The sequence below is a fragment of the Acinetobacter portensis genome, from assembly GCF_010646905.1.
Classification (GTDB): Bacteria; Pseudomonadota; Gammaproteobacteria; order Pseudomonadales; family Moraxellaceae; genus Acinetobacter; species Acinetobacter portensis.
This window is the reverse complement of sequence record NZ_JAAARQ010000002.1, coordinates 462,666-485,041: the sequence shown is the minus strand read 5'-3', so window position 1 is coordinate 485,041 and position 22,376 is coordinate 462,666. Positions and strand designations below refer to the sequence as shown.

The following is a 22,376-nucleotide window of genomic DNA, read 5'->3' as shown; positions in this document are numbered from 1 at the left end:
ACTAAATTCCTAGTTTTATGGTTTAATAAAGTAAAAGAAAACTTCGTTTCCATCAATTTTACAGAAACGGACTTGTTGACCTGTTTTTTCTTTATGTTCGTCAATCAATCTACGGACCAGTGTCTCTAGCACAGTTGAAATATTTGTTGACTGTCTGGCTTTGTTAATGATGCTTCTCACTGCTTGATCACCATTAATATGCTTGTTTAATGATGCCCCTATCTGTGCAATAGTAGCCTCAGCTTCGTCGATCCATTCATCATCAGGTGACACTTCTGCATAATAGAATGTTTGATCGAGGTTAGAGTGACCCATGAACCAAGATAGCTCATCTAATCCAATTTGATCTGAGAAGTTAAAATACACTACAGCAAATAGTCTTCTAAATTGGTGTGTTGATGGATACCATCTTTTTCCACCGATCAGGGGGGATTCAATCCAGTCCATAAACATATTAATGGAAGCATTAATATAGTCATCGCTTAAAGGGTTTTTAGAGTTTTCCCCGCCATCTTCACGAGCCGCACTGATTGATCTATATGACAATGCACAACCAAACAAAAATAGTTCATTCTCATCTCCTATAAAACCTCGTCTTTCTTCAAGCTCACATACAATTAAAGCGAACTCTAGACCGTAATCGTATATTAAATCAGGGATAGGTCTATGTACTTTTTCTAACTCTAACCTTTCTGAGCTTTTAGGGATTTTCATGACTATGTCAAACAAACCATCAACTGGGGATTGTACAAAGCAATTACGGTTTAAAGTCCGCAATGATGTTGCTCTGCCAGCAGAGAAGCTGGCGATCAGAATCCATATTGCAGCTGTGTAAAGTCTGATAGCCATATTAACAGACATGCCATTTCTTAACTCGCTATAGTCAAATTTACTGACATCTGCTTTTTCCCATGACGTAATGATTAAAGGTTTGAGAGCGCTTGGGATCTTAGTTGTTTTATATACATAATTCTTTATCTTTAGGCTATGTTGCCTGCTGGTTGATAAAGCTATACCAAGTTCTTTTATCCTGTTAACTTCGCCTTTAGATAAATCCGAAAGGTACTGACGAAGTGGCTCTCCATAAACGCGTGCAAAATGTAATGCTGAGGAAGTTGTATGAAGGGATAATGAAATTGGCATCAATGGAGTTTTCACTCTATCGATCATTTCATCAAAAATAGTCCTTCCCACAGAAAACAGTTTCATTGGCGAATACTGAAACTTATATTTTTGGGCAGTTCTTGCAGTAAAAAAGGCTTCCAATTTAGAGATTTCATTAGAGATTGTACTTTGACTTGGATACAGATCAAAGTCTATGTCAAACTCTCGTGTACATGCATTATTGTATTCTCGCTTATACGCCATTTGAGAAAAAAAGCCATCATCTTTTGATTCTAAGTATTTAATTACCTTGTATTTAAGACTTTTAAATTCCCTAGTTGTAATAGCAAACTCAGTTTTTATTAAAGACCAGTTTATATCGCTCTTTGAGCTCCATTTTATTAATATAAAATTAACTGCTTTTTCAAACAAATCCCTCTCTACATTGAAAGATAACAAGTAATGTTTCAACTCTTTTAATTTGATTTGCTCTAGGCTTCTAACTAAAGGTTCGCTCTTGGAAATACGAAATTCATTTGCATGGTAGATGAGATGAATTACAGATATAGCGATATCCGAAATCCTAGCTGGTCTTGTAATTTTACCTGTTGTATCAAGATAAAGAAGACTATTACGGATATCTATTAATAATGCTTCATTAATTTTGTCAGTTAGATACTCATTATCTGCAATCTTTTTTTTGAATTCAAACTTTCGGGCTTTATTAGGGTTTTCCTTATAGAAGGATAAATTAATACCAACTTTGGATAAGTACCAAGTTTTATCATTTATAGACTCGTTCAACATCCATCGAGGTTTAGGGTATAAGGAATTAACAATGGTCTCTGGCAAGTCATTAGGGTCTATGCGTTCCTTTATAGGGCTTAAATTACTTTTCATTATTTACACACCTAATAACTATTTTTCTCGACATTTAACTGTGCTTTCCTAAGTATATGCTTCATCATTACTGAGGACTCTTGCCCAATCTTATCAAGTACATCTTTACAGTTTTTCTTTAACTTCTCATCTTTACCATCTTTCGCATACTTTATAGCTAACTGAAGGTTTAGATCAGATACACAAAAATACAGTGGGATATCTTCCTCATTATCTATACAAGGGTTAGTTAGTTTTTCGTATAAATTACCTCCCATATCTGGATTATTGAAAACTTGTTTTAGCTGTAATTTAAATTCGGCCTCACTCATATTTAGTGACTTGAAAGGTAATTTATCAGATGAGGTAGCCATAAACAGAAATATCTTTTGAAAGTTTCTTATTTTGAGTCTGTAAATTATTTCAGTTAAATATTTCGGGATGTAACGATTAAGGGTTGTCTTAACAGTATTACCAAAATATGTCGCAGTCTTGATGGAGTCGCCATTTGATTTTAAATAAATTAAAACACCTTTTGATGTACGTACTTTTTTTAATGTAGCTTCCTGCAAAGTCGTGTTCTGAGGTGAGAGCGTCAAGCAGAACTTATTAAATTTATTTTGGAATGTTTCAGGACATGGAACAGTGACACCGTGACAAGTTAGGCAAACCCATAGATCTCGTATTCCGAAGGTCTCTCTGATTCTTGCTGCCATTTCTAATGCCATTCTTAAGCAAGTTGCTGCATTTATTTCATATGCATCTATATCGGCTAATGATTTATAAGATCCTTCTGCCTTTCTTGAGCGAGCGTTTCTAGCTCGTGGCTTTAAAGTTTTAATTCTTACAGAACCCTCATCATCCACTATAACAAATTCATGGCCGTGACCGTCAGATGATATTTTTACTCTATAAAGCGAGTACGGATTAATCCCTAATTCTTCTGTGATGATGGTTTGCATCGCAGATGCAATACTGCTTGTTAAGCCTAGATATCCAAGGATATCTTCGCTTATAGCGAGACCGTTAATATTATGTTGAGTTTTGCCATTTAGTAGATCATTAAAGTAATGATCGTAATAAGCAGTTAAATTATTTAAGCGTAGTGGATGTGTGCTATTAAAAGGGTTTATCTTTGACTTAGAATTGCTGCCTTTTGTTCTACTTACGAGAAATTGAGGGTGGTTCATGAATTCATCAAACTGGCTTTGCTCTATGATGATATTTTTATTACAAAACTTTTTGTACCCCTGAAAAACGATCTCTTGGGCGTTTTTCACAAGGATACACAAGTTATATGAAAGTTCGCTCTTTAAAGACTCGATAAACTGGGGAGTGTTTATGTATTCATCACGCTTTTTTTCATCATACATGTCCACTTCACATATGAGCGGGTTGTTTTTTCGCACCTTTTGCGTATTTGTACACCTACGAAAATTGTCCGGCATTTCAACGTTTTCTGGTAATAGGCTATGTTTAACTAACACATCAAGTGAGTTCTTAACGTTCTGGAATTTACCATACGCAGTATTTCTTTGATATTCATCAAGCAAGTTACCTCTATATTTTAAAAGCTCACCTTGAATAATTCTGGGATGTTTATACCACTCAATATTAGTTGATGAAATTTGCTCTAAAAATTGAATTAAGGGTCCTCTATGATGTTTCTTATGCTTAAAACTGTTAACGTGCTCTTTTAATCTATTCGCAATTTCTGGAGTGCAGGTGGAGTTTAGTATTTTCTTAAAGTTCTCATCGGCGCCGGATTCATGTGCGAAAAGATTTGATATTTCTTCTGGTATAATTTCTGACTTAATTAGTTTGAATTGAGATTCAGTTGGTAAAGTAAGAAAATTATCTAGTTTGTTTAATTCTTTCTTGTTAAAAAATTCTGTATTAATTAATCGTTTAATGATCATTATAAGATTATTGATTAAGATCATACTGCTTTTAAAAGTGTGTCTTTTGCAAAGGTCTATTCGAATATATTGTAGGCTTTTAGCTAGTTCACCTGAATCGTTATTGTTAAGCGGTTCATACAGTATTGCTATGTACCTTTTCATTAAAAATGATAGTTGGGTTTGTCGCTGCTTATTCGACTGAGATATAAAATTAGAAATTAAATAATAAACATCAGCATTCAAAATTCCTGATAAGTATTCAAGTCTTAGCACAACAGTAGGTGAGAGGGAGGTATCTTTAGCGTTGTCTACTGTATCTGATTTGGAAAGGTCATAGTTGAACTTGAGAGAAACCTCGAATGGAATTTTCTCAGCCTTACAGGCTTCGTATTGAGATTCAGTGAGAGTACACATGAGAGAAGATAGACCATCGACATTTCCACCTTTGAAATAGCTCTCATCAATCATGTACTTTATGAGCAAGCAAATCTTTTTATACCTTTCATTTGCATATTTAAATTTATTCTGCTGGCAAAGGTCCGCACGAATGTAAGTAAGGTTAAGAATTAGCTCGGTTGTATCATCATTGTTGAAAGGTGAATGGATCAGTTCGATGTACCGAATCAAGATAAGGGAAAGTAAGGGTTGCTCATTCGTGCTCTTAGAATCAATCCATTTTCTGACTAACGCACCTACACCAATAAACGTAGATAAAAAAATGAGCCTTTCGTTATGATTTATCACAGCCATTCTCTTTTTGATAGTTTCAACTAGTGAGGATGTTCTAGTTTTATATCAAAATTTCAGTTATTACAATAATATTTGAATAGTGAAAAGTTAGTTGTAAGGTGACACTTCCTGGTGATTCCAAAGGTTGAGAAAGTTTGGCCTGAATTTCGTCCTGTAGATACGGTAGAAATTCATCTTCCTGAACAATGTCCTGTATGTTCATCTCCTGTGGTGATGCCTGAAGGCGAAGCACTTGCGCGCTGTTCAGGTGGTTTGTACTGTGCAGCTCAACGTATTGAAGCGATTCGTCACTTTGTCTCACGTAAAGCCATGGATATTGAAGGTTTAGGTGATCGATGGGCGGAATCTTTATTACATTTAGATTTACTCAAAGATGTTGCCGATATTTATCATTTGCATGAACATCGTGAGAAATTACTCACCATTGAAAAAATGGGCGAAAAGTCTGTTCAAAACCTGATTGATTCAATTGAAAATAGTAAGAAAACGAGCTTTTCGAGTTTTATTTTTGCATTGGGTATTCGTGGTGTGGGCGAAACAACAGCAAGAATGCTTGCAAATACCTTCCAAACTTTGGAAGCGCTTCGTGCCGCAGATTTAGAAGCACTCAAGAAAACGCCAGATGTAGGTGATATTACTGCTGAATGGATTATCGACTTTTTCCAAGCACCGCATAATTTAGAAGTGGTTGATCGTTTAATTACGGCAGGGATTCATTGGGATGCACCTGTTGCGCCAACACGTCAGCCATTAAATGGTGAAAGTTGGGTGGTGACAGGTACATTGAGTAGCATGGGACGTGATGATGCAACGCAGTTACTTCAAACTTTAGGCGCACGTGTAAGCGGAAGTGTTTCGGGTAAAACGAAATGTGTGGTTGCAGGTGAAAAAGCGGGTTCTAAACTTGAGAAAGCAGAGAAACTTGGTGTGCCAGTTTTGAATGAAGAACAATTCATTGCCTTGATGAAAGAATATGGTCAAATCGAAAGCTGATCATTCTAGAAAATAATGTAAATTAAAAAGACACCGAGGATGATAAGTTTGAGGTGTCTTTTTTTATCGCTGTTGCAAAGTAATAAAATTTGCTGAGTGTGATATAGCACAGACACATATCACGATAGGCTCGTCATTGTGAGTTGAATTCACGTACAATATCGATTCATTTGCAGGTATATATCCTGTTTTATTGATTCTGTTCTCCCGTTGATTATTGGCATAAATATGGCGCAAGCAAAGAAATCTTTTCCGCAACAAAAATCGGAATTACATGCACGAAATCTGCATCGCAGTCGTTACGATTTTCCTCAGTTAATTAAAAGTTGTCCGGAACTTGCACCTTTTGTCAGCCCAAATCAATATAGCGATCTTTCAATCAACTTTTCTGATCCACAGGCAGTAAAAATGCTCAATAAAGCATTGCTCAAGCATTTTTATGGCATTCAATATTGGGATATTCCTCAAGATTATCTTTGCCCACCTATTCCGGGTAGAGCGGACTATATTCACTATTTGGCTGACCTGTTGAGTCTGAATAATAAAGGTCTAATTCCAACAGGACACGCTGTTCACGTGTTAGATATTGGGGTTGGCGCGAACTGTATTTATCCGATCATTGGTCATCGTAGTTATGGTTGGAAATTTGTCGGTTCAGATATTCATGTTGCATCGGTTAAAAGTGCTCAATTTATTGTGGAGGCAAATCCGAATTTAAAAAAGGGGATTCAGATTCGATTGCAGAAGACACCGAGCAATATTTTCAAAGGTGTGATAAAACCCTCAGATCGTTTTGATTTAACCCTATGTAACCCACCATTTCATGCCTCGCAAGATGAAGCGAACGCCACCGCAACTCAGAAATTAAGAAAACTGGGTAAACCAGTTGACCGCACTAAGGTGGTGTTAAACTTTGGCGGGCAAAAGAACGAATTATGGTGTGATGGTGGCGAAGAGCGATTCGTTTGCCAGATGGTACAAGAGAGCACACAATTTGCTGAACAATGTCTGTGGTTTAGTACACTTGTTTCCAAGAAAACAACATTGCCTATGCTTTTAAGTACCTTGCGTAAGAGCGGTGCAGTGGATGTGAAAACCATTAAAATGACGCAGGGGCAAAAAGAGAGTCGCTTTGTGGCTTGGACTTTTTTAGATTCAAAACAACAGCAAGCGTGGAAAAATACGCATTGGACTTCAGCGTAGCTTATCTTACTGAGGAAGAGTGAGCTTGTTAGTGCATGAGTGGTTTATGTGAATAAGCAAGCTCTCTTTTGCGTAGATATTTAGTCATGTTGATAGGTGCTTAGCGTTTTTGATTCGTATATGCTGTTTGACTATATGCCACCATGATTTTGCATCTAGTTGCAGAAAACAAATATGCTATTGATACAGATCTCTTGTATTGGACTTCTTAGAGCATGTGTTATGAGTGTTACAAATTTTAACCAATCCCAAAAGTAAGGATTTTGTTTGCTGAAATAAACATCATGATTTGCAACATATTGTTTTATAAGCGGGTATTCATTAAATACAACTGCAAATGCAAGTACTTCTCATTTTAATTATATAAAAATCATTAACTTACAAATTAAAAGCTTTGCAAATAGAGTATGAATTGGCCATAATATTTACATAAAGGTATGGAGTATTAAAAATGCGTGGCAATCCAGAAGTCGTAGACTATCTAAATATGTTAATTGGTGGTGAACTGGCTGCTCGTGACCAATACCTAATTCATTCTCGTATGTATGAAGATTGGGGTTTAAGTAAAATCTTCGAACGTATTGATCATGAAATGCAAGAAGAAGCACAACATGCAGATGCAATCATCCGTCGTGTATTGTTCCTAGAAGGAACACCAAACATGAACCGTGAAGATATTGATGTAGGCACAGATGTCGTTTCTTGCTTAAAAGCAGATTTAAAACTTGAATATCATGTACGTGAAAAACTTGCACAAGGCGTAAAACTTTGTGAAGAAAAAGGCGATTACATTACCCGTGATATGTTACGTCAACAAATGGCAGATACAGAAGAAGATCATACTTATTGGTTGGAAAAGCAAATCCGCTTAATCGAATTGATTGGTCTACAAAATTATATCCAATCTCAAATGTAAAATTGAGACGAATAAAAAATCCCGCTTGGTGCGGGATTTTTTATTGAAGTTGATTTCTTATTTAATACCTAATGCATTCTTCATAATAAAGAACATATCTGTTTGATCAATTAAACCTGAGATATTTGCAGCATGTGGACCATAAGCGGCTGTATGAACCTGCGCACCTGTGTGTTCTTGGCTTTCAGTGGTTGATGTACCGTAATTGATGGTCATTGGTACATTGTCTTTGGTTATAAGCGAAACTGTTTTACCTGGGCTTTTAGATTCATTTGGAATAATTTGACTGGTATGTGCATGATCGCCCGTCACAATAATTAAAGTGTCAGGATTGTTTTTGGCAAACTCTAAAGCGACCTGAACTGCATCATCTAAAGCAACGGTTTCACCAATTTGACCGCAAGCATCTGCAATGTGATTTGCTTTATCAATTGATCCACTTTCCACTTGTAAGAAAAAGCCTTTTTCATTTTTTTGTAAAAGTTCAATGGCTTTTGCTGTCATCGCTTTTAGGCTTGGGGTAGATGCACTACGTTCAGGATTAATCTTACATTTTTCAGCAGCACGCAAATTACCATTCAGTTCGGCTTGAGGACCAACCCAAGAAACAGGCAAGTTACCCTCTGCAAATAAGCCGAGAACAGGTTTATTTTGATTTGCTTCTGTTATCGCATTTAAGCCATTTAAATTTTGAACGACTTGGTAATTCAATGATCTTGCTTGTTCTAACAGTGTTTTATCTTTGAATTTTCCTGCTTTGGCTTTTTCATTAAATGTGATTGATCCGCCACCCAAAGTCACATCTGCACGTGCTTGTAAAAGCTGTTCAGTGACAGAACCAACACCACCATTTTCTAAAGCGTTTGTTGGACATTTTTCAGAAGTTACTTTCGGACCATAACATTTTCGAGAAGTTACATGTGCTACAAGTGCAGCAGGGGTCGCATCTTGAAGCTCTGTTGTGGTGACATTACCTGTCGCATAACCTGCTTTTTTCGCAAGTGAAAGAATCGACTCATGTGGTTTTGCATGAATATCAATACCTAATGCGCCATTATACGTTTTTACACCTGTAGCCCAAGCAGAAGCAGATGCGGCTGAGTCGGTCACATAATTAATTTTTTTATCTTTATCAATAGAATATGTGGTGTATGAACCTGTAAAAGGCAATACATCTAAACCTTTAAAATAACCCGATGCACCTTCTGCATAATTTCGTGCAGAGGTGAGTTCTGAGTCGCTAGTACCATCACCAATAAACAAAATGACATGTTTCACAGGTCGGTTGTTAATAGATTCTTTTAAAGCTTCAGTGCGATCTTCTTTTAAGCGTGTTGCACCACCAAAAGCAGTTAAATCGCCTTTTGCAGATGGCTGAGGGAGTTGACCATTTGAGCTTGATTTTACATTTAAATTTTTAGAGATATTAGAATTTTGAGCAACATTATTCGTGCTACATGCAGACAAACTTGCAATTAAAAAAGGCAATAAAAGGATTTTAAATTTCATATTCGGTTTAACATTTCGTTAGATATTTTCATTTAAGCTAAAAGGTTTATATTTAAAAAAAATGACAATCCTCTTTATTCTTTTCTAATCATTGAGCATTTATGTTTTGCTGTTGCTTATATCTCTTGAGATAATCGGTAGATAGAACGGTTTTAAGCACATGGAATTATTTTGAAAAAAAGTATTTTGCTCATAACAGGTTGGGGCGGTGGAACAAAACTTTTACAGCCATTAAAACAACAACTAGAAACCGAAAATTATACGGTTAAACTCATTAATATTTTTAATGCTTTAGATGTGAATGTTTTAAAAGAACATGTAGAGCTTGCGAAAAATTATGATGTTTTAATGGGATGGTCTTTGGGCGGGCAACTTGCGACAATTTTGGCAAATGAAATTTCAAAACGATATCAGGAGCAAAAAGTTTTAATTACTTTAGCTTCAAATCCTTGCTTTGTTGCGAATGAAACTTGGCAAACTGCGATGGATCAGCCGACATTCCAAGCTTTTAAACAATCTTTTAAAGATGATGCGATTTCAACATTAAAAAAATTTGGTTTTATGGTTTGTCAGGGAACAACCACCACCAAACAAGATTTCTTAACATTGCAAAGTTTAATTCAGCCACAAAATTTAGATGTGTTAAATACAGGTTTAGATTGCCTTGAACAGTTAAATAATGTTGATATTTTGAATGATTACACAGGTCATCAATATCATATTTTTGCAAAACAAGATTTTTTAGTTAGTTACAAAGTTCAGCGTAATTTTCAGAAATTCACTGCAAAGTTTTTAGAGCTAGATTTAATTTCAGGTTCGCATGGTTTCCCATTATTTAGTTTTGAAGAAGTAAGTTGTAAAATTTTTGAATATTTAAACAAAATAAAACAAATAAATAGATAAGTGGTTTTTATCGCAATTCATTTTTACTTCATGCAGGTTTAATATGCGCCCAATGAAAAAAATATCTGCATGGAGCATGGGATGACCGAATTAACAGATCTAGAATTTGATCAACAGCATTTATGGCATCCTTATACATCTATGACTCAGCCTTTACCTTGTTTTAAGGTGAGACAAGCTTATGGCGCAACAATTGAACTTGACGATGGTCGAAAACTTGTCGATGGCATGTCTTCTTGGTGGTGCGCCATTCATGGGTATAACCATTCTGAATTGAATCAGGCAGTAAAAGAACAATTAGAAAAAATGTCACACATTATGTTTGGCGGTTTAACGCATGATCCTGCAATTCAATTAGGGCGTTTACTTCTAAAGATTACACCGCCTAATTTAAGCAAAATTTTCTACGCAGATTCAGGTTCAGTAGCGGTTGAGGTTGCCTTAAAAATGGCGGTTCAATACTGGGCTTCAAAAGAGCAATCACAGAAAAATAATTTTATCACCACACGCTCTGGTTATCATGGCGACACGTGGAATGCGATGTCGGTATGTGATCCTGTGACAGGAATGCATCAAATTTTTGGTACAAGTTTGCCGAATCGAATTTTTGTTTCAGCACCCAAAATTGGTTTTTATGATGAATGGAATCAACAAGATATTTCTGAATTAGAACACGCATTAGCACAGCATCATCAAACTATTGCAGCATTTATTATCGAGCCTATTGTACAAGGTGCAGGAGGTATGCGTTTTTATCATCCTGAATATTTACGTCAAGCAAAGTTGCTGTGTGAAAAATATGATGTGTTGATGATCTTTGATGAAATTGCCACAGGTTTTGGGCGCACAGGAAAATTGTTTGCATGGGAACATGCGCAAGTTGAACCTGACATTATGTGTATAGGTAAAGCCTTAACAGGTGGATATATGACGCTTTCAGCAGTGTTAGCGTCTACGGACATTGCTGAAACCATTAGTCAGGGTGAAGCGGGCGTATTTATGCATGGGCCAACTTTTATGGCAAATCCATTGGCATGTGCAGTTGCATTAAAAAGTACCGAACTTTTATTGTCACAAAATTGGCAAGAAAATATTTTAAGAATTGAGCGAAAGTTAACGCAATATCTTGTGCAATTGGCTGACTTTAATCATGTTCAAAACGTGCGTGTACTTGGTGCAATTGGCGTGATTGAACTTAAAAATAATATTGATATGAAAAGCCTACAACAACAATTTGTAGATCGAGGAATTTGGGTGCGACCTTTTGGAAAATTGGTTTATGTCATGCCGCCCTATGTGATTCGTGATGATGAGTTGGCTCTTTTGTTGAAAGGTATTGTAGATATTGTTTCTCAAATGCAGGAGCAAGCTGTATGAGCCTTTTAAATCATTATGCGATACAGCTAGATCAGCTTAGAAATAACGGTAATATTCGACAATTCAAGTCGAATATTCAGCAAGATAAATACATTGAAATTAATCAGCAGAAAATGCTGAATTTATCTTCCAATGACTATTTAGGTTTGGCTTCAAATACGCAATTACGTGAACAATTTTTTGATGAAACACCCAATGAACGTCGAGTAATGAGTTCATCATCATCACGTTTATTAACAGGTAATTTCCCTGAATATGAACAATTAGAAGCTTATTTTAGTCAATTGTTTAATGGTCGATCTGCGCTACTTTTAAATAGTGGCTATCACATGAATATTGGTATTTTAGCGGCTTTAAGTGACAGTAAAACACTCATTTTGGCAGATAAACTTATTCATGCCAGTATGATTGATGGCATTCGTTTATCCCCTGCAAAATATGTACGCTATAGACATAACGACTTAGAACATCTCGAAATATTAATCAATCAATATCATGATAATGAAAGTATTGAACGTATTATTGTGGTGACTGAATCTATTTTTAGTATGGATGGTGATGAAACCAATTTAACTGAATTGGTGCGTATTAAAAAAACTTATTCAAAAGTCATGCTTTATGTTGATGAAGCACATGCCATTGGTGTACGTGGACATCTAGGCTTAGGTTGTGCAGAACAATATGGTGTGATGGATGATGTCGATTTTTTAGTGGGTACTTTTGGTAAAGCAATTGCATCGGTTGGTGGTTATTTAATTTGTCATGAAATTATTCGTGATTATTTAATTAACACGATGCGTCCTCTTATTTTTAGTACAGCTCAACCACCAATCTGTATGGCATGGACGCAGTTTATTTTAAATAAAATGGTTGCTATGCAGGCAGAACGTCAATACTTATCGAATATAAGCCAAAACTTACAACAGGCTGTTCGAGAGAAAGGATTTGTCTGTCCATCTAGCTCACATATTGTGCCTGTTATTATTGGAGAGTCGCAAACGACCGTTGAAAGAGCGCAGATCTTACAAAAATCGGGTTTTTATATTATGCCTGTGCGTCCACCAACTGTACCGCAAAATAGTGCTCGATTACGTGTTTCTTTAACGGCAAAAATCACACAAAATGAAATACAGAATTTGGTGGAATTATTGTGATTTCATCTCATAAAATGAATAAAGATGATGTTTCTAAGCGGTTTGCAAAAGCGCAAAAGAGTTATGTGGATCATGCTGTTGTACAGAAGAAAATATGTACGCAATTATTTATGTATATGCAGAACCAAAATTTATTAGAAACTCAAAATCGTATTTTTGAAATTGGTTGTGGTACGGGAAATTTTAGTCAAATCATCTTAAATAATTTTAAATATGAACAATATTTTTTAAATGATATTTACAGTGATGTACGTGAAAATTTTGTTCATTATTCCAATTTAAACTGGTGTATTGGGGATGTGGAGAAATTAGAGTTCCCACAACAACTCGATTTAATTGTATCGAGTTCAGCTTTGCAATGGATGGATGATTTAAATCATATATTTAGAAAAGCACATTCGGCATTAAATAAAGGTGGATATCTTTGTTTTTCTAGCTTTGGTCAAATGAACTTAAAAGAAATAAAAATGCTGACAGGGCGTGGCTTAGATTATTTATCCTTAGATGAAATGAAAAAAATACTTGAGCAGATAGGTTTTGAAATTGAAATTTTAACTGAGGTAACAGAGCAACTTTTGTTTGATGAACCTCAACAGATCTTAAAGCATTTAAAAGCGACTGGTGTGACTGCAACGTCGAATCAATTTCGTTGGAATAAACAAAGTTTGGCAAATTTTTACGAAAACTATGAGCAATTTAAGTCAGAAAATCAGCAATATTCGCTGACGTATCATCCTATTTATTGTATCGCTCGGAGAAAGTGAAATGACGAATGTTTTTTTTGTGAGTGGAATAGATACAGGAATTGGGAAAACATATACCACGGGTTATTTGGCAAAATTATGGAATGAGCAAGGTATTCAGACCATCACGCAAAAATTGGTTCAAACAGGCAATATTGGTATTTCAGAAGATATTGAAAAGCATCGAGAAATTATGGGTATGGGGTGGTTTCCTGAAGATAAAACCAAACTTACCATGCCTGAAATTTTCACTTATCCTGCGTCACCGCATTTAGCGACAAAAATTGATGGCCGAGATATTGATTTCGATAAAATTAATACAGCGACTGAGCAATTATCTAAAAAATATCAACGGGTTTTACTTGAGGGTGCGGGCGGTTTAATGGTGCCTTTAACGCAAAATTTACTGAGTATTGATTATATTCAGGCCCAGAAACGACCTGTAATTTTGGTCAGTTCTGGGCGCTTAGGGAGTATTAATCATACCTTGTTGAGTTTAGAGGCTTTAAAAATTCGAAATATTGAGCTTTATGCTTTGGCTTATAATTTAAGTGATGAATTGCAGGATGAAATTATTTCTAAAGATACAGCAGAATATTTAAAAAATTATTTATCTAAACAATTTCCTCAGGCACTTTGGATCGATATTCCTGTCATTTCTTAGAAGTCGAGCATAAAAAACCACTCAGTTGAGTGGTTTTTTTTATGTTTGAAATAGAAGCTTAGAAATTAAAATTTCTTGAAGCCTTTATTCATGCCATAAGGTTTACGCGGTGCATTTTCATCACGACGTTCACGGTTTCCATAGCTGTCATCACGACCACGTTTAGCCGTGTTATCGCTACGACGATCAGTATTAGATGATTCAACTTCATCTGTATCACGACGTTGCTGACGTAAGTAACCACCACGACGTGCTGCCATAGGTTTGTCTTGCATACGTTCGTTACGACGTTTAGCCATACCAAATAAGCCAGTACCTTGACGTGGTTTAAGCTCTACAGATTTCGTTAAATTGTCGATATCTTGTTTATCAAGTTCAATCCAACGACCTGTACGTAATTCACGCGGAAGAATAACTGTACCGTAACGCGTACGTAATAAGCGACTTACTTTAAGACCTTGTGATTCAAAAATACGACGAACCTCACGGTTACGACCTTCTTTTACAACCACTTGATACCAACGGTTAATACCTTCACCGCCAATTTCAGAGAATGACTCGAATTTAGCAGGACCATCATCCAACACAACACCTGTTGTCATAGTTTTGATGATTTTAGGTGTTACTTCACCCATCACACGAACAGCATATTCACGTTCAATTTCATTTGATGGATGCATTAAACGGTTTGCAAGTTCACCATCATTCGTGAAAAGTAATAAACCTGTAGAGTTAATATCTAGACGACCAACCATAACCCAACGATCACCAGGAATTTGTGGTAATTGTTCAAATACAGTAGGGCGGTTTTCAGGGTCGTTACGCGAACAAATTTCACCTTCAGGTTTGTAATAAATAATGACGCGACGACGAATTTCATCTTCAATTTGGAACTGCACTTTGCGACCATCGATGCGAAGCTCATCAGTTGGCTCGATACGTTCACCCACTTGGGCTACTTGACCGTTGACACTTACACGTCCAGCAGCAATGACTTCTTCCATATAACGGCGAGAACCCAAACCAACGCGTGCAAGCACCTTTTGCAATTTTTCACTCATGACAGCATAACCTTAGAAATAATCATAACAGTTCACCTATTTACGACTTCGGTGCATTAGCATCGAGCGCCATAAAAGCTTCCTTGGCATCCTGTAAGGGAGGCAATTGACCAATTGATGACAGGCCAAAAGCATTTAAAAATTGTGACGTTGTGACTAACAACGCAGGTCTTCCAGGGAGTTCACGAAAACCAGATTCCTTAATCCAGTTCCAGTCAAATAATGTACGCAAAATTTGACTATTTACCGTTACTCCACGAATTTGTTCAATATCTGCACGCGTCACGGGTTGGTGATAGGCAATAACAGATAAAGTCTCCAACATGGTTGGAGATAAGCGCACAGGGCGTTCAGGCCAAGTTTGAGCAATTAAGTTTCTATACTTTGCTCTCACCTGAAAACGATAACCTTGTGCGGTTTCAATCAGTTCAATTGAGCGACCATGTTGCAACATTGCAAGTTGTTGTAAAAATTGGCGCAATTGTTGTTTATTAAATTGGTCTTGAAATGCTTCTTTTAATCTTGCTAAAGATACAGGCGCTTCACTTGCAAAAATGATGGCTTCGAGTTGCATTAATATTTCATGATGATTTTCACCTTCGCTTAACGGTGTAATTTGTTCATCATTCATACTTTTGCTCCTTGAATTGCAAGCGGTGCATCTATGCCTGTTGAGATAATTGAAATCTTTTGTTGACGTGTTAATTCTAAAATCGCCATAAATGTAACGACCATGCCCATACGACCTTGGCTTGGTTTTAATAATGCTTCAAACTGCAAAACTTCACCCGATTGAATTTTATATTCGATATAAGCAATACGTTCTTCGAGGGCAACAGGTTCTTGTACAATTTGATGTGTTGCAGGTTCGGGACGATTAAACACACAAAGCAATGCATCACGTAGTTGGTCGGCTGCATAGCCCACATTATTTACGGTAACTTGTCCAAAATTAACATTGGTATTAAATGTATCTCTATCTAAAACAGGCATTTGCCCTAAGCGTTCAGTCGCTTGCTTAATGCGTAAATAGGTTTCTAAGCGATCAATTAATTCTTGTATTGGGTCTTTTTCAATTGCAGATATTGATGGAGGTTTTGGAAGAAGCAAACGAGATTTTAAATATGCGAGTAATGCTGCCATCACCATATAATCTGCGGTCAATTCAATATTTAGGGTTTTCATTGCATCCATATAAGATAAATATTGAGATGCAATTGGGGCGATATCAAGCTGTAATAAGTCGAAACCACTTTTTTGAATAAGATAAATTAAGAAATCGAGTGGTCCTTCGAAATGCTCTAAGAGAATTTCAAATGCTGCAGGAGGGATGTATAAATCCTCAGGAATCGTATCTTGCCACTCATCCAATACACGGATTTGTTGTGGTTGTTCCATAGGGTTATGGACGGTTTGATTCATTACAGTTATAGGCCACGCGAATTTTCAAAGGCATGAAAGCTATTTTTTCGGCTTAAAGAGAGAGTGCCAAAATAAATAGCGGAGAAATAAAACACATGCAGTTTAATAGATTTTTGTTTTTAAATAAATCAAATTAGACGAACATTTGTATAAAAATTAGAAATAAATATAAAGTATTTATTTCCGTGATGATCTGAACTTTTGTTTTTACTATAGATTTTTAAGTGATTTGATTTAAGAGATACTTATTCAAAAGCATTCACATCACCCACACCTCGACGGAGAATTTCTGGATTGTCACCAGATAAATCAATAATGCTTGTTGTATTTAAAGTACCTAAACCACCATCAATTAAAACATCAATTCTTTTTGATAGTTGTAAGTCGATATCATAAGGATCATCAATTGGGTCAGTTTGATTGGGGAGAATAAGTGTACTGGTAATTAATGGTTCACCAAGTTCTTTTAATAGCATTTGGCAAATAGGGTTACTTGGAATACGCAAACCAATGGTTTTCTTTTTAGGATGCATCAAGCGACGTGGAACTTCACTGGTTGCAGGCAAAATAAAAGTAGTTACAGCAGGCGTATTATTTTTAAGTAAACGATACATCGCATTATCAACTTTTGCATAGGTCGAAATGTCAGATAAATCTGCACAAATAATGGCGTATTGGTGTTTAGGGCCTAAACCACGAATTTGAGAAATACGTTCCATGGCATTTTTATTACCAATTTGGCATCCAATCGCGTAGGCGGCATCGGTTGGATAGACAATAACATCGCCTGCACGAATACGTTCTACAGCTTGGCTAATAAGCCTTGCTTGAGGATCTTCAGGATGGATTCTTAAATGAAGCATAATTATTTTCTCCTGATGCCTTTTTGCTCATTATCACTTGAGTTTAGAATATCTTTCAATAGTGAAATGTTGAATTAAATAAATTAATCTAACATTTCACGAATAAACTCATTACTTTGTAATCTTTTGCCACTTCGCGTACACGCACAAATACAATCAATAAAGCGAGCAGCATCGCGTGGAAGTTTGGCTTCACCAGAAAAATAACGTTGAACTTGAGTATAGACATTATCTTTAAAACTAGCGCCATTTCCGCCTTCGCCCGTTAAGTTATCTAAAGATACACGAAACTTTCTTCCAAAAGATTGGGCAAATAGCCATTCAATGGCTTGCGGTTTAATTTCCACTTGTTCAAATAAAGCTTGTTGCTCTGCGGTACGACCATCTGGGGCATACCAATAACCCAAGTCGGGAAGTAGACGACGTTTATCGCCTGCAATGCTCCAATGGCTTATTTCATGTAATGCACTATTAAAGAAACCATGTGCAAATTGAATACGTGCGGGACTATTTTCATTCACAGGAAAATATTCAGGTTCAAAATCACCTTTAACCAATATTACATTAAGATGGGAAAACCAATGATTAAAGTGTAAGATGAGCCAATCAACGTGTTCTGTTTCTGATGATAAATTCGCCCATGAAGAAAGTTGCACTTGTTCGAGTGAAGTGTCAGAATTAGAAGTTGGAAGTGTGCTAACAAGTGATGAAATATTCACTTCTGTTTGCGGCTGCAACAGATGCATGACTGAAATTACCCAAATGGTCTGTCTAAATAAGTACAAAATTGTATCTTAATCTTTGACAGAGTACTTATGAATTTGTAGAATTGCCGCCTTAATTATGTCAGCAAATACCTTTCCGGCACAGATTGAGCCGTTTAAATGGGCCGAACAAGGCTTTGTATGGGCAGGAACTCTGCCATTATCTCGCTTTGTTCGCATATCCCGTGAAGCTGTTGGATCAATTGATGATCAATTGATTAACATAGACTGTAAGCTATCAATGGATGCATATCATCGTATTGTGTGGCTAAGTGGTCATGTTGAAACGAAAGTTTCAGTAGAATGCCAACGTTGTTTGGATCCTGTTGAAATTGAACTCGTTTTAGATTTTCATTTAGCTCTTGTAGATGATGAGTCACTGATAGAGCGCTTGGATGAGGATGCTGATTTCATCGTATTAGGTGAAAGTGAAGCAACGACGAAAGGTAGCTTTGATGCGCCTGCAACCGCTGATTTACTCTCACTCATAGAAGATGAGTTGTTATTGTTGATGCCGTTGTCTCCAAGACATGAGTTTTGTGAACATAAGCATCAACCTGCCGTAGAAGAACTTGTTGAAGAAAAACGAGATAATCCGTTTGAAATTTTGGCAGGTTTGAAGGGTAAACTTAACTAATTTTTGTGTTATACTGTGAAGTATAAGACAACTGAATTTGTTCTGATCCATTTTTCGATATTTGTAAGGAGCCATCATGGCCGTTCAGCAAAACCGTAAAAGTCGCTCTCGCCGTGACATGCGCCGTTCACATGACGCTTTAACTGAGAATGCATTAACTGTAGACCAAGCTACTGGTGAAACTCATCGTCGTCACCACGTATCTAAAGACGGTATCTACCGTGGTCGTCAATTATTCGCTAAAGCATCTGCTGAATAATTGATGATGTATTAAGCGTCAAGCTTAATGAGAAAAAGGGAGCGAAAGCTCCCTTTTTTTGTTGCATTTGGCAATTACCAAAACAAAAATTAAGTGTTAAATTCCTTTCCGAAAATTGGCTTTCATAAGAGTTTGTTGATTATTTAATCGGTTGTTAAATAATAATAGCTCTTCATTCAAGGATTTTTTATGTCTGCTAACCAACTAGAACAAGCGGCTCAAGCGACAAAAACTGCATTTGTGTTTCCTGGTCAAGGTTCACAAAAAGTAGGGATGCTTGCTGAAATCGCAGAACAATTTAGTAGTGTGCAAGAAACTTTTGCTGAAGCATCGGCTGCAGTGGGTTTCGATTTATGGCACATTGCGCAAACTGGTGAAGGCTTAGATCAGACAGAATTCACACAGCCTGTATTACTAACTGCAAGCGTTGCATTGTGGCGTGTATGGTTAGAGTTAGGCGGTGTTGTACCCAAATATCTAGCAGGTCATTCACTTGGTGAGTACAGTGCACTTGTTGCTGCTGGTGCTTTAAGCTTGGGTGATGCTGCAAAGCTTGTAAACTTACGTGGTAAGTTAATGCAAAGTGCTGTACCGCAAGGTCAAGGTGCTATGGCAGCTATTCTGGGTTTAGATGATGCTAAAGTCATTGAGCTGTGCGAACAAGTAAATGTACAAGGTCGTGGCTCTGTTGAAGCAGCAAACTACAATGCCAAAGGGCAAGTGGTTATTGCAGGTGATAAAACTTTAGTTGAAGCCGTTATGGAATCTGCTAAAGAAAATGGCGGTAAAGCCATTGGTTTACCTGTTTCAGTACCATCACATTGTTCACTTATGAAACCTGCGGCAGAACAGTTTGCAGAAGCATTGGAACAAACTGCCATTGAGCTACCAGGTATTCCTGTAATACAAAATGTAAATGCTGCAATTGCGACAGATGTGACTCAATTACGTCAAGCATTAACTGCGCAATTATACCAATCTGTACAATGGACTAAAACATTGCAATACCTTCAAGACGAAGGCGTTGAGTACATTGTGGAGTGCGGTCCGGGTAATGTTTTAGCAAACTTAGCGAAGCGTTTACCAAATATTGAGAAAGCATTCCCACTCGACACAAAAGGTCGTTTGGAAGATGCACTAAATACCATTTTAGTGGCTGAAGGGAAAATTGCATGACACAGGAACGCAAAGTTGCATTAGTGACAGGTGCAAGCCGAGGAATTGGCGCAGCCATTGCTCAGCAACTTATTCAAGACGGTTATTTTGTTGTTGGTACAGCAACATCTGAAGCGGGTGCAGAAAAACTTTCTGCTGCTTTTGCTGAAAATGGTGCAGGAAAATTACTTGATGTACGTGATGGTACTGCTATTGATGCATTGGTAACAGATATCGAACAAAATTATGGTCCAGTCCTTGTTTTAATTAATAACGCTGGTATTACCAAAGATAACCTATTATTACGCATGTCTGAAGATGATTGGGATGACATCCTAAACATTCATTTGAAAGCCGTTTATCGATTATCAAAACGTGTTTTAAAAGGCATGACAAAGGCACGCTTTGGTCGCATTGTAAATATTAGCTCGGTTGTGGCGCATTTTGCGAACCCAGGTCAAGCGAATTATTCTGCTGCAAAGGCGGGTATAGAAGCATTTGGTCGTAGTCTTGCAAAAGAAATGGGTAGTCGTCAAATTACAGTAAATGCTGTTGCACCTGGTTTTATTGCAACAGAAATGACTGAACAATTAAGCGAAGAAATTCGTAAAAAAATGAGTGATCAAGTGGCATTGAACCGTTTAGGTGATCCACAAGATATCGCGAATGCAGTGAGCTTCCTTGCAAGTGAAAAGGCAAGTTATATCACTGGAACTGTTTTACATGTAAATGGTGGTTTATACATGAGCTAATTGGCTGATGTATAAACTTTCAATATTTTATAGATTCAATTAAACTAACGGCATTAAAAACGCCACAAGCAATGAGGAGAATTCCTGTGAGCGATATCGAACTACGTGTTAAGCAAGCAGTTGCAGAACAACTTGGTCTTAAAGCAGAAGAGATTAAAAACGAAGCATCTTTCATGGATGACTTAGGTGCAGACTCTCTTGATCTAGTAGAATTAGTAATGTCTTTCGAAAACGATTTCGACATTACTATTCCAGATGAAGATTCTAACGAAATCACAACTGTTCAATCTGCTGTTGACTATGTTTCTAAGAAACTAGGTTAATTGCCGATTTCAGCTTTGCTGAATGAAAAAGCCACCTTTTAGGTGGCTTTTTTGTTTTTAAACTAATTAATTTACATAAAGTTACTTTTCTCTATGTAATGCTTATATCCAAATACTTATTTTAAAGTTATAAAAATAGAGCAATAAAACAACTCAATAGAGTTACTTAATAAAATTATAAGGAGAAAAAAAATGGGGCTTTTTGATTTTGTAAAAGGCATTGGTAAGAAAAATACAGCACCTGCAGAACCACAGGCTACACCATCAGCAGAACCAACCGCACAAGAAGTTGCAAATAAATTATTAGGTCATATTAAGGCTTTAGGTTTACCTATTGCAGGTTTAAGTGTGTCTTATAATGGTACAACTGACTTAGCAACGGTAAAAGGGCAGGTTCAGAGCCAAGCAGATCGGGAAAAAATTATTTTAGCTGTGGGTAATATTGATCATGTTGCACAAGTAGATGATCAACTTACGGTAGCTACACCAGAGCCTGAAAGTAAATTTTATACGGTAAAATCGGGTGATAATCTTTCTAAAATTTCAAAAGAATTTTATGGAGATGCAAATAAATACAATAAAATTTTTGAAGCAAACCGACCTTTGCTAAAAAATGCAGATGATATTTTTCCAGGGCAAGTTCTGCGGATTCCTGAATAAAATAATGATGTTTTAATGAATGTAATTAAAAAGGCGCATATTGCGCCTTTTTCTTGAATGTTTTTATTCTTTAAAGATTTTCCATATTGTGTCTTTATCTGCCACTTTAATAGTGAAATTAAAGTTTGAATCTGAACTTACAATAAGAACAGCAGGTGCTTCCATGATGACTTTTAGAATTGTGCCTTTTTCATAAGTAATAGTTGGGCAGTTTTCTTTAGTAAGAACAATGGGTTCTAATAATTCTATAAGATATGGTTCCATGAAGACCTCTAAGCTCTCGAGTGGAAATTTATATTTTAATTTCAACAAGATCATGTTTGTGTGGAGGATTTTGTTAGCAAATGTAAAAAAATGTACGTGTATATTTTATTTTATAAGTTG

Annotated in this window: 22 protein-coding genes and 1 pseudogene; 14 read left to right on the top strand and 9 right to left on the bottom strand. The window is 36.5% G+C overall.

Annotated elements, in window-relative coordinates; genetic code table 11:
- Positions 1–15: 15 nt before the first annotated feature.
- Complete coding sequence (locus tag GTK57_RS02215; protein ID WP_163121098.1) at positions 16–2,004, bottom strand: hypothetical protein; 1,989 nt, start codon at positions 2,002–2,004, stop codon at positions 16–18.
- 11 nt (positions 2,005–2,015) lie between these two features.
- A complete protein-coding gene (locus tag GTK57_RS02210) occupies positions 2,016–4,634 on the bottom strand; it encodes a hypothetical protein (protein WP_171522132.1) in 2,619 nt (872 codons plus the stop codon).
- Between the two features lie 111 nt (positions 4,635–4,745).
- Here GTK57_RS02210 and GTK57_RS02205 point away from each other — a divergent pair.
- The 3 genes and pseudogenes from GTK57_RS02205 to ftn form a co-directional block, all read left to right on the top strand.
- Positions 4,746–5,627: pseudogene (locus tag GTK57_RS02205) on the top strand (helix-hairpin-helix domain-containing protein); the annotation flags it as partial.
- Positions 5,628–5,855: 228 nt separating this feature from the next.
- Positions 5,856–6,830, top strand: a complete 975-nt coding sequence (gene rlmF, locus GTK57_RS02200) for a 23S rRNA (adenine(1618)-N(6))-methyltransferase RlmF (RefSeq protein ID WP_163121096.1) — start codon at positions 5,856–5,858, stop codon at positions 6,828–6,830.
- A 451-nt stretch (positions 6,831–7,281) separates the two neighbouring features.
- On the top strand, positions 7,282–7,746 hold the full coding sequence (ftn, locus tag GTK57_RS02195; protein ID WP_152872765.1) for a heteropolymeric bacterioferritin subunit Ftn: 465 nt from the start codon (positions 7,282–7,284) through the stop codon (positions 7,744–7,746).
- Positions 7,747–7,803: 57 nt separating this feature from the next.
- On the opposite strand, the gene phoA is transcribed toward ftn, so the two are convergent.
- On the bottom strand, positions 7,804–9,255 hold the full coding sequence (phoA, locus tag GTK57_RS02190) for an alkaline phosphatase (RefSeq protein ID WP_163121094.1): 1,452 nt from the start codon (positions 9,253–9,255) through the stop codon (positions 7,804–7,806).
- A 171-nt stretch (positions 9,256–9,426) separates the two neighbouring features.
- On the opposite strand from phoA, the gene GTK57_RS02185 reads away from it, so the two are divergent.
- The 5 genes from GTK57_RS02185 (at position 9,427) to bioD (ending at position 14,096) form a co-directional block, all read left to right on the top strand.
- The gene (locus GTK57_RS02185; RefSeq protein ID WP_163121092.1) at positions 9,427–10,158 is read left to right on the top strand and encodes a YqiA/YcfP family alpha/beta fold hydrolase; all 732 of its coding nucleotides are present in this window, start codon (positions 9,427–9,429) and stop codon (positions 10,156–10,158) included.
- 81 nt (positions 10,159–10,239) lie between these two features.
- Positions 10,240–11,535, top strand: a complete 1,296-nt coding sequence (bioA, locus tag GTK57_RS02180) for an adenosylmethionine--8-amino-7-oxononanoate transaminase (protein WP_163121090.1) — start codon at positions 10,240–10,242, stop codon at positions 11,533–11,535.
- The gene (locus GTK57_RS02175; RefSeq protein ID WP_163121088.1) at positions 11,532–12,689 is read left to right on the top strand and encodes an 8-amino-7-oxononanoate synthase; all 1,158 of its coding nucleotides are present in this window, start codon (positions 11,532–11,534) and stop codon (positions 12,687–12,689) included. Before bioA ends, GTK57_RS02175 begins: the two co-directional genes overlap by 4 nt.
- Positions 12,690–12,703: 14 nt before the next feature.
- The gene (gene bioC / locus GTK57_RS02170) at positions 12,704–13,453 is read left to right on the top strand and encodes a malonyl-ACP O-methyltransferase BioC (protein WP_163124542.1); all 750 of its coding nucleotides are present in this window, start codon (positions 12,704–12,706) and stop codon (positions 13,451–13,453) included.
- Between the two features lies 1 nt (position 13,454).
- Positions 13,455–14,096, top strand: a complete 642-nt coding sequence (gene bioD, locus GTK57_RS02165) for a dethiobiotin synthase (RefSeq protein WP_163121086.1) — start codon at positions 13,455–13,457, stop codon at positions 14,094–14,096.
- Positions 14,097–14,161: 65 nt separating this feature from the next.
- Here bioD and rluB read toward each other — a convergent pair whose 3' ends face one another.
- The 5 genes from rluB to GTK57_RS02140 all read right to left on the bottom strand — a co-directional run bounded on the left by rluB (position 14,162) and on the right by GTK57_RS02140 (position 18,188).
- A complete protein-coding gene (gene rluB, locus GTK57_RS02160) occupies positions 14,162–15,157 on the bottom strand; it encodes a 23S rRNA pseudouridine(2605) synthase RluB (RefSeq protein WP_163121084.1) in 996 nt (331 codons plus the stop codon).
- Positions 15,158–15,197: 40 nt separating this feature from the next.
- The gene (scpB, locus tag GTK57_RS02155; protein WP_152872772.1) at positions 15,198–15,788 is read right to left on the bottom strand and encodes an SMC-Scp complex subunit ScpB; all 591 of its coding nucleotides are present in this window, start codon (positions 15,786–15,788) and stop codon (positions 15,198–15,200) included.
- Complete coding sequence (locus tag GTK57_RS02150) at positions 15,785–16,579, bottom strand: segregation and condensation protein A (RefSeq protein WP_163121082.1); 795 nt, start codon at positions 16,577–16,579, stop codon at positions 15,785–15,787. Before GTK57_RS02150 ends, scpB begins: the two co-directional genes overlap by 4 nt.
- Before the next feature lie 245 nt (positions 16,580–16,824).
- Entirely contained in the window at positions 16,825–17,442 is a 618-nt protein-coding gene (locus GTK57_RS02145; RefSeq protein WP_163121080.1) for an L-threonylcarbamoyladenylate synthase, read from the bottom strand.
- An 83-nt stretch (positions 17,443–17,525) separates the two neighbouring features.
- Positions 17,526–18,188 carry an elongation factor P hydroxylase gene (locus GTK57_RS02140; RefSeq protein WP_152872775.1) on the bottom strand — a complete coding sequence of 221 codons (663 nt, stop codon included), beginning with the start codon at positions 18,186–18,188 and terminating at the stop codon, positions 17,526–17,528.
- Between the two features lie 97 nt (positions 18,189–18,285).
- On the opposite strand from GTK57_RS02140, the gene GTK57_RS02135 reads away from it, so the two are divergent.
- From GTK57_RS02135 to lysM, 6 genes are all read left to right on the top strand, one after another.
- The gene (locus tag GTK57_RS02135; RefSeq protein ID WP_152872776.1) at positions 18,286–18,843 is read left to right on the top strand and encodes a YceD family protein; all 558 of its coding nucleotides are present in this window, start codon (positions 18,286–18,288) and stop codon (positions 18,841–18,843) included.
- Between the two features lie 76 nt (positions 18,844–18,919).
- Complete coding sequence (rpmF, locus tag GTK57_RS02130) at positions 18,920–19,102, top strand: 50S ribosomal protein L32 (protein ID WP_004279227.1); 183 nt, start codon at positions 18,920–18,922, stop codon at positions 19,100–19,102.
- Positions 19,103–19,291: 189 nt separating this feature from the next.
- Positions 19,292–20,278, top strand: a complete 987-nt coding sequence (fabD, locus tag GTK57_RS02125) for an ACP S-malonyltransferase (RefSeq protein WP_163121078.1) — start codon at positions 19,292–19,294, stop codon at positions 20,276–20,278.
- Positions 20,275–21,009, top strand: coding sequence for a 3-oxoacyl-ACP reductase FabG (gene fabG, locus GTK57_RS02120; RefSeq protein ID WP_152872779.1), 735 nt, complete (start codon positions 20,275–20,277; stop codon positions 21,007–21,009). Before fabD ends, fabG begins: the two co-directional genes overlap by 4 nt.
- 86 nt (positions 21,010–21,095) lie before the next feature.
- A complete protein-coding gene (gene acpP, locus GTK57_RS02115; protein WP_163121076.1) occupies positions 21,096–21,332 on the top strand; it encodes an acyl carrier protein in 237 nt (78 codons plus the stop codon).
- A 192-nt stretch (positions 21,333–21,524) separates the two neighbouring features.
- Positions 21,525–21,992, top strand: a complete 468-nt coding sequence (gene lysM / locus GTK57_RS02110) for a peptidoglycan-binding protein LysM (RefSeq protein WP_163121074.1) — start codon at positions 21,525–21,527, stop codon at positions 21,990–21,992.
- Between the two features lie 63 nt (positions 21,993–22,055).
- On the opposite strand, the gene GTK57_RS02105 is transcribed toward lysM, so the two are convergent.
- The gene (locus GTK57_RS02105) at positions 22,056–22,256 is read right to left on the bottom strand and encodes a hypothetical protein (protein WP_163121072.1); all 201 of its coding nucleotides are present in this window, start codon (positions 22,254–22,256) and stop codon (positions 22,056–22,058) included.
- Positions 22,257–22,376: the final 120 nt, after the last annotated feature.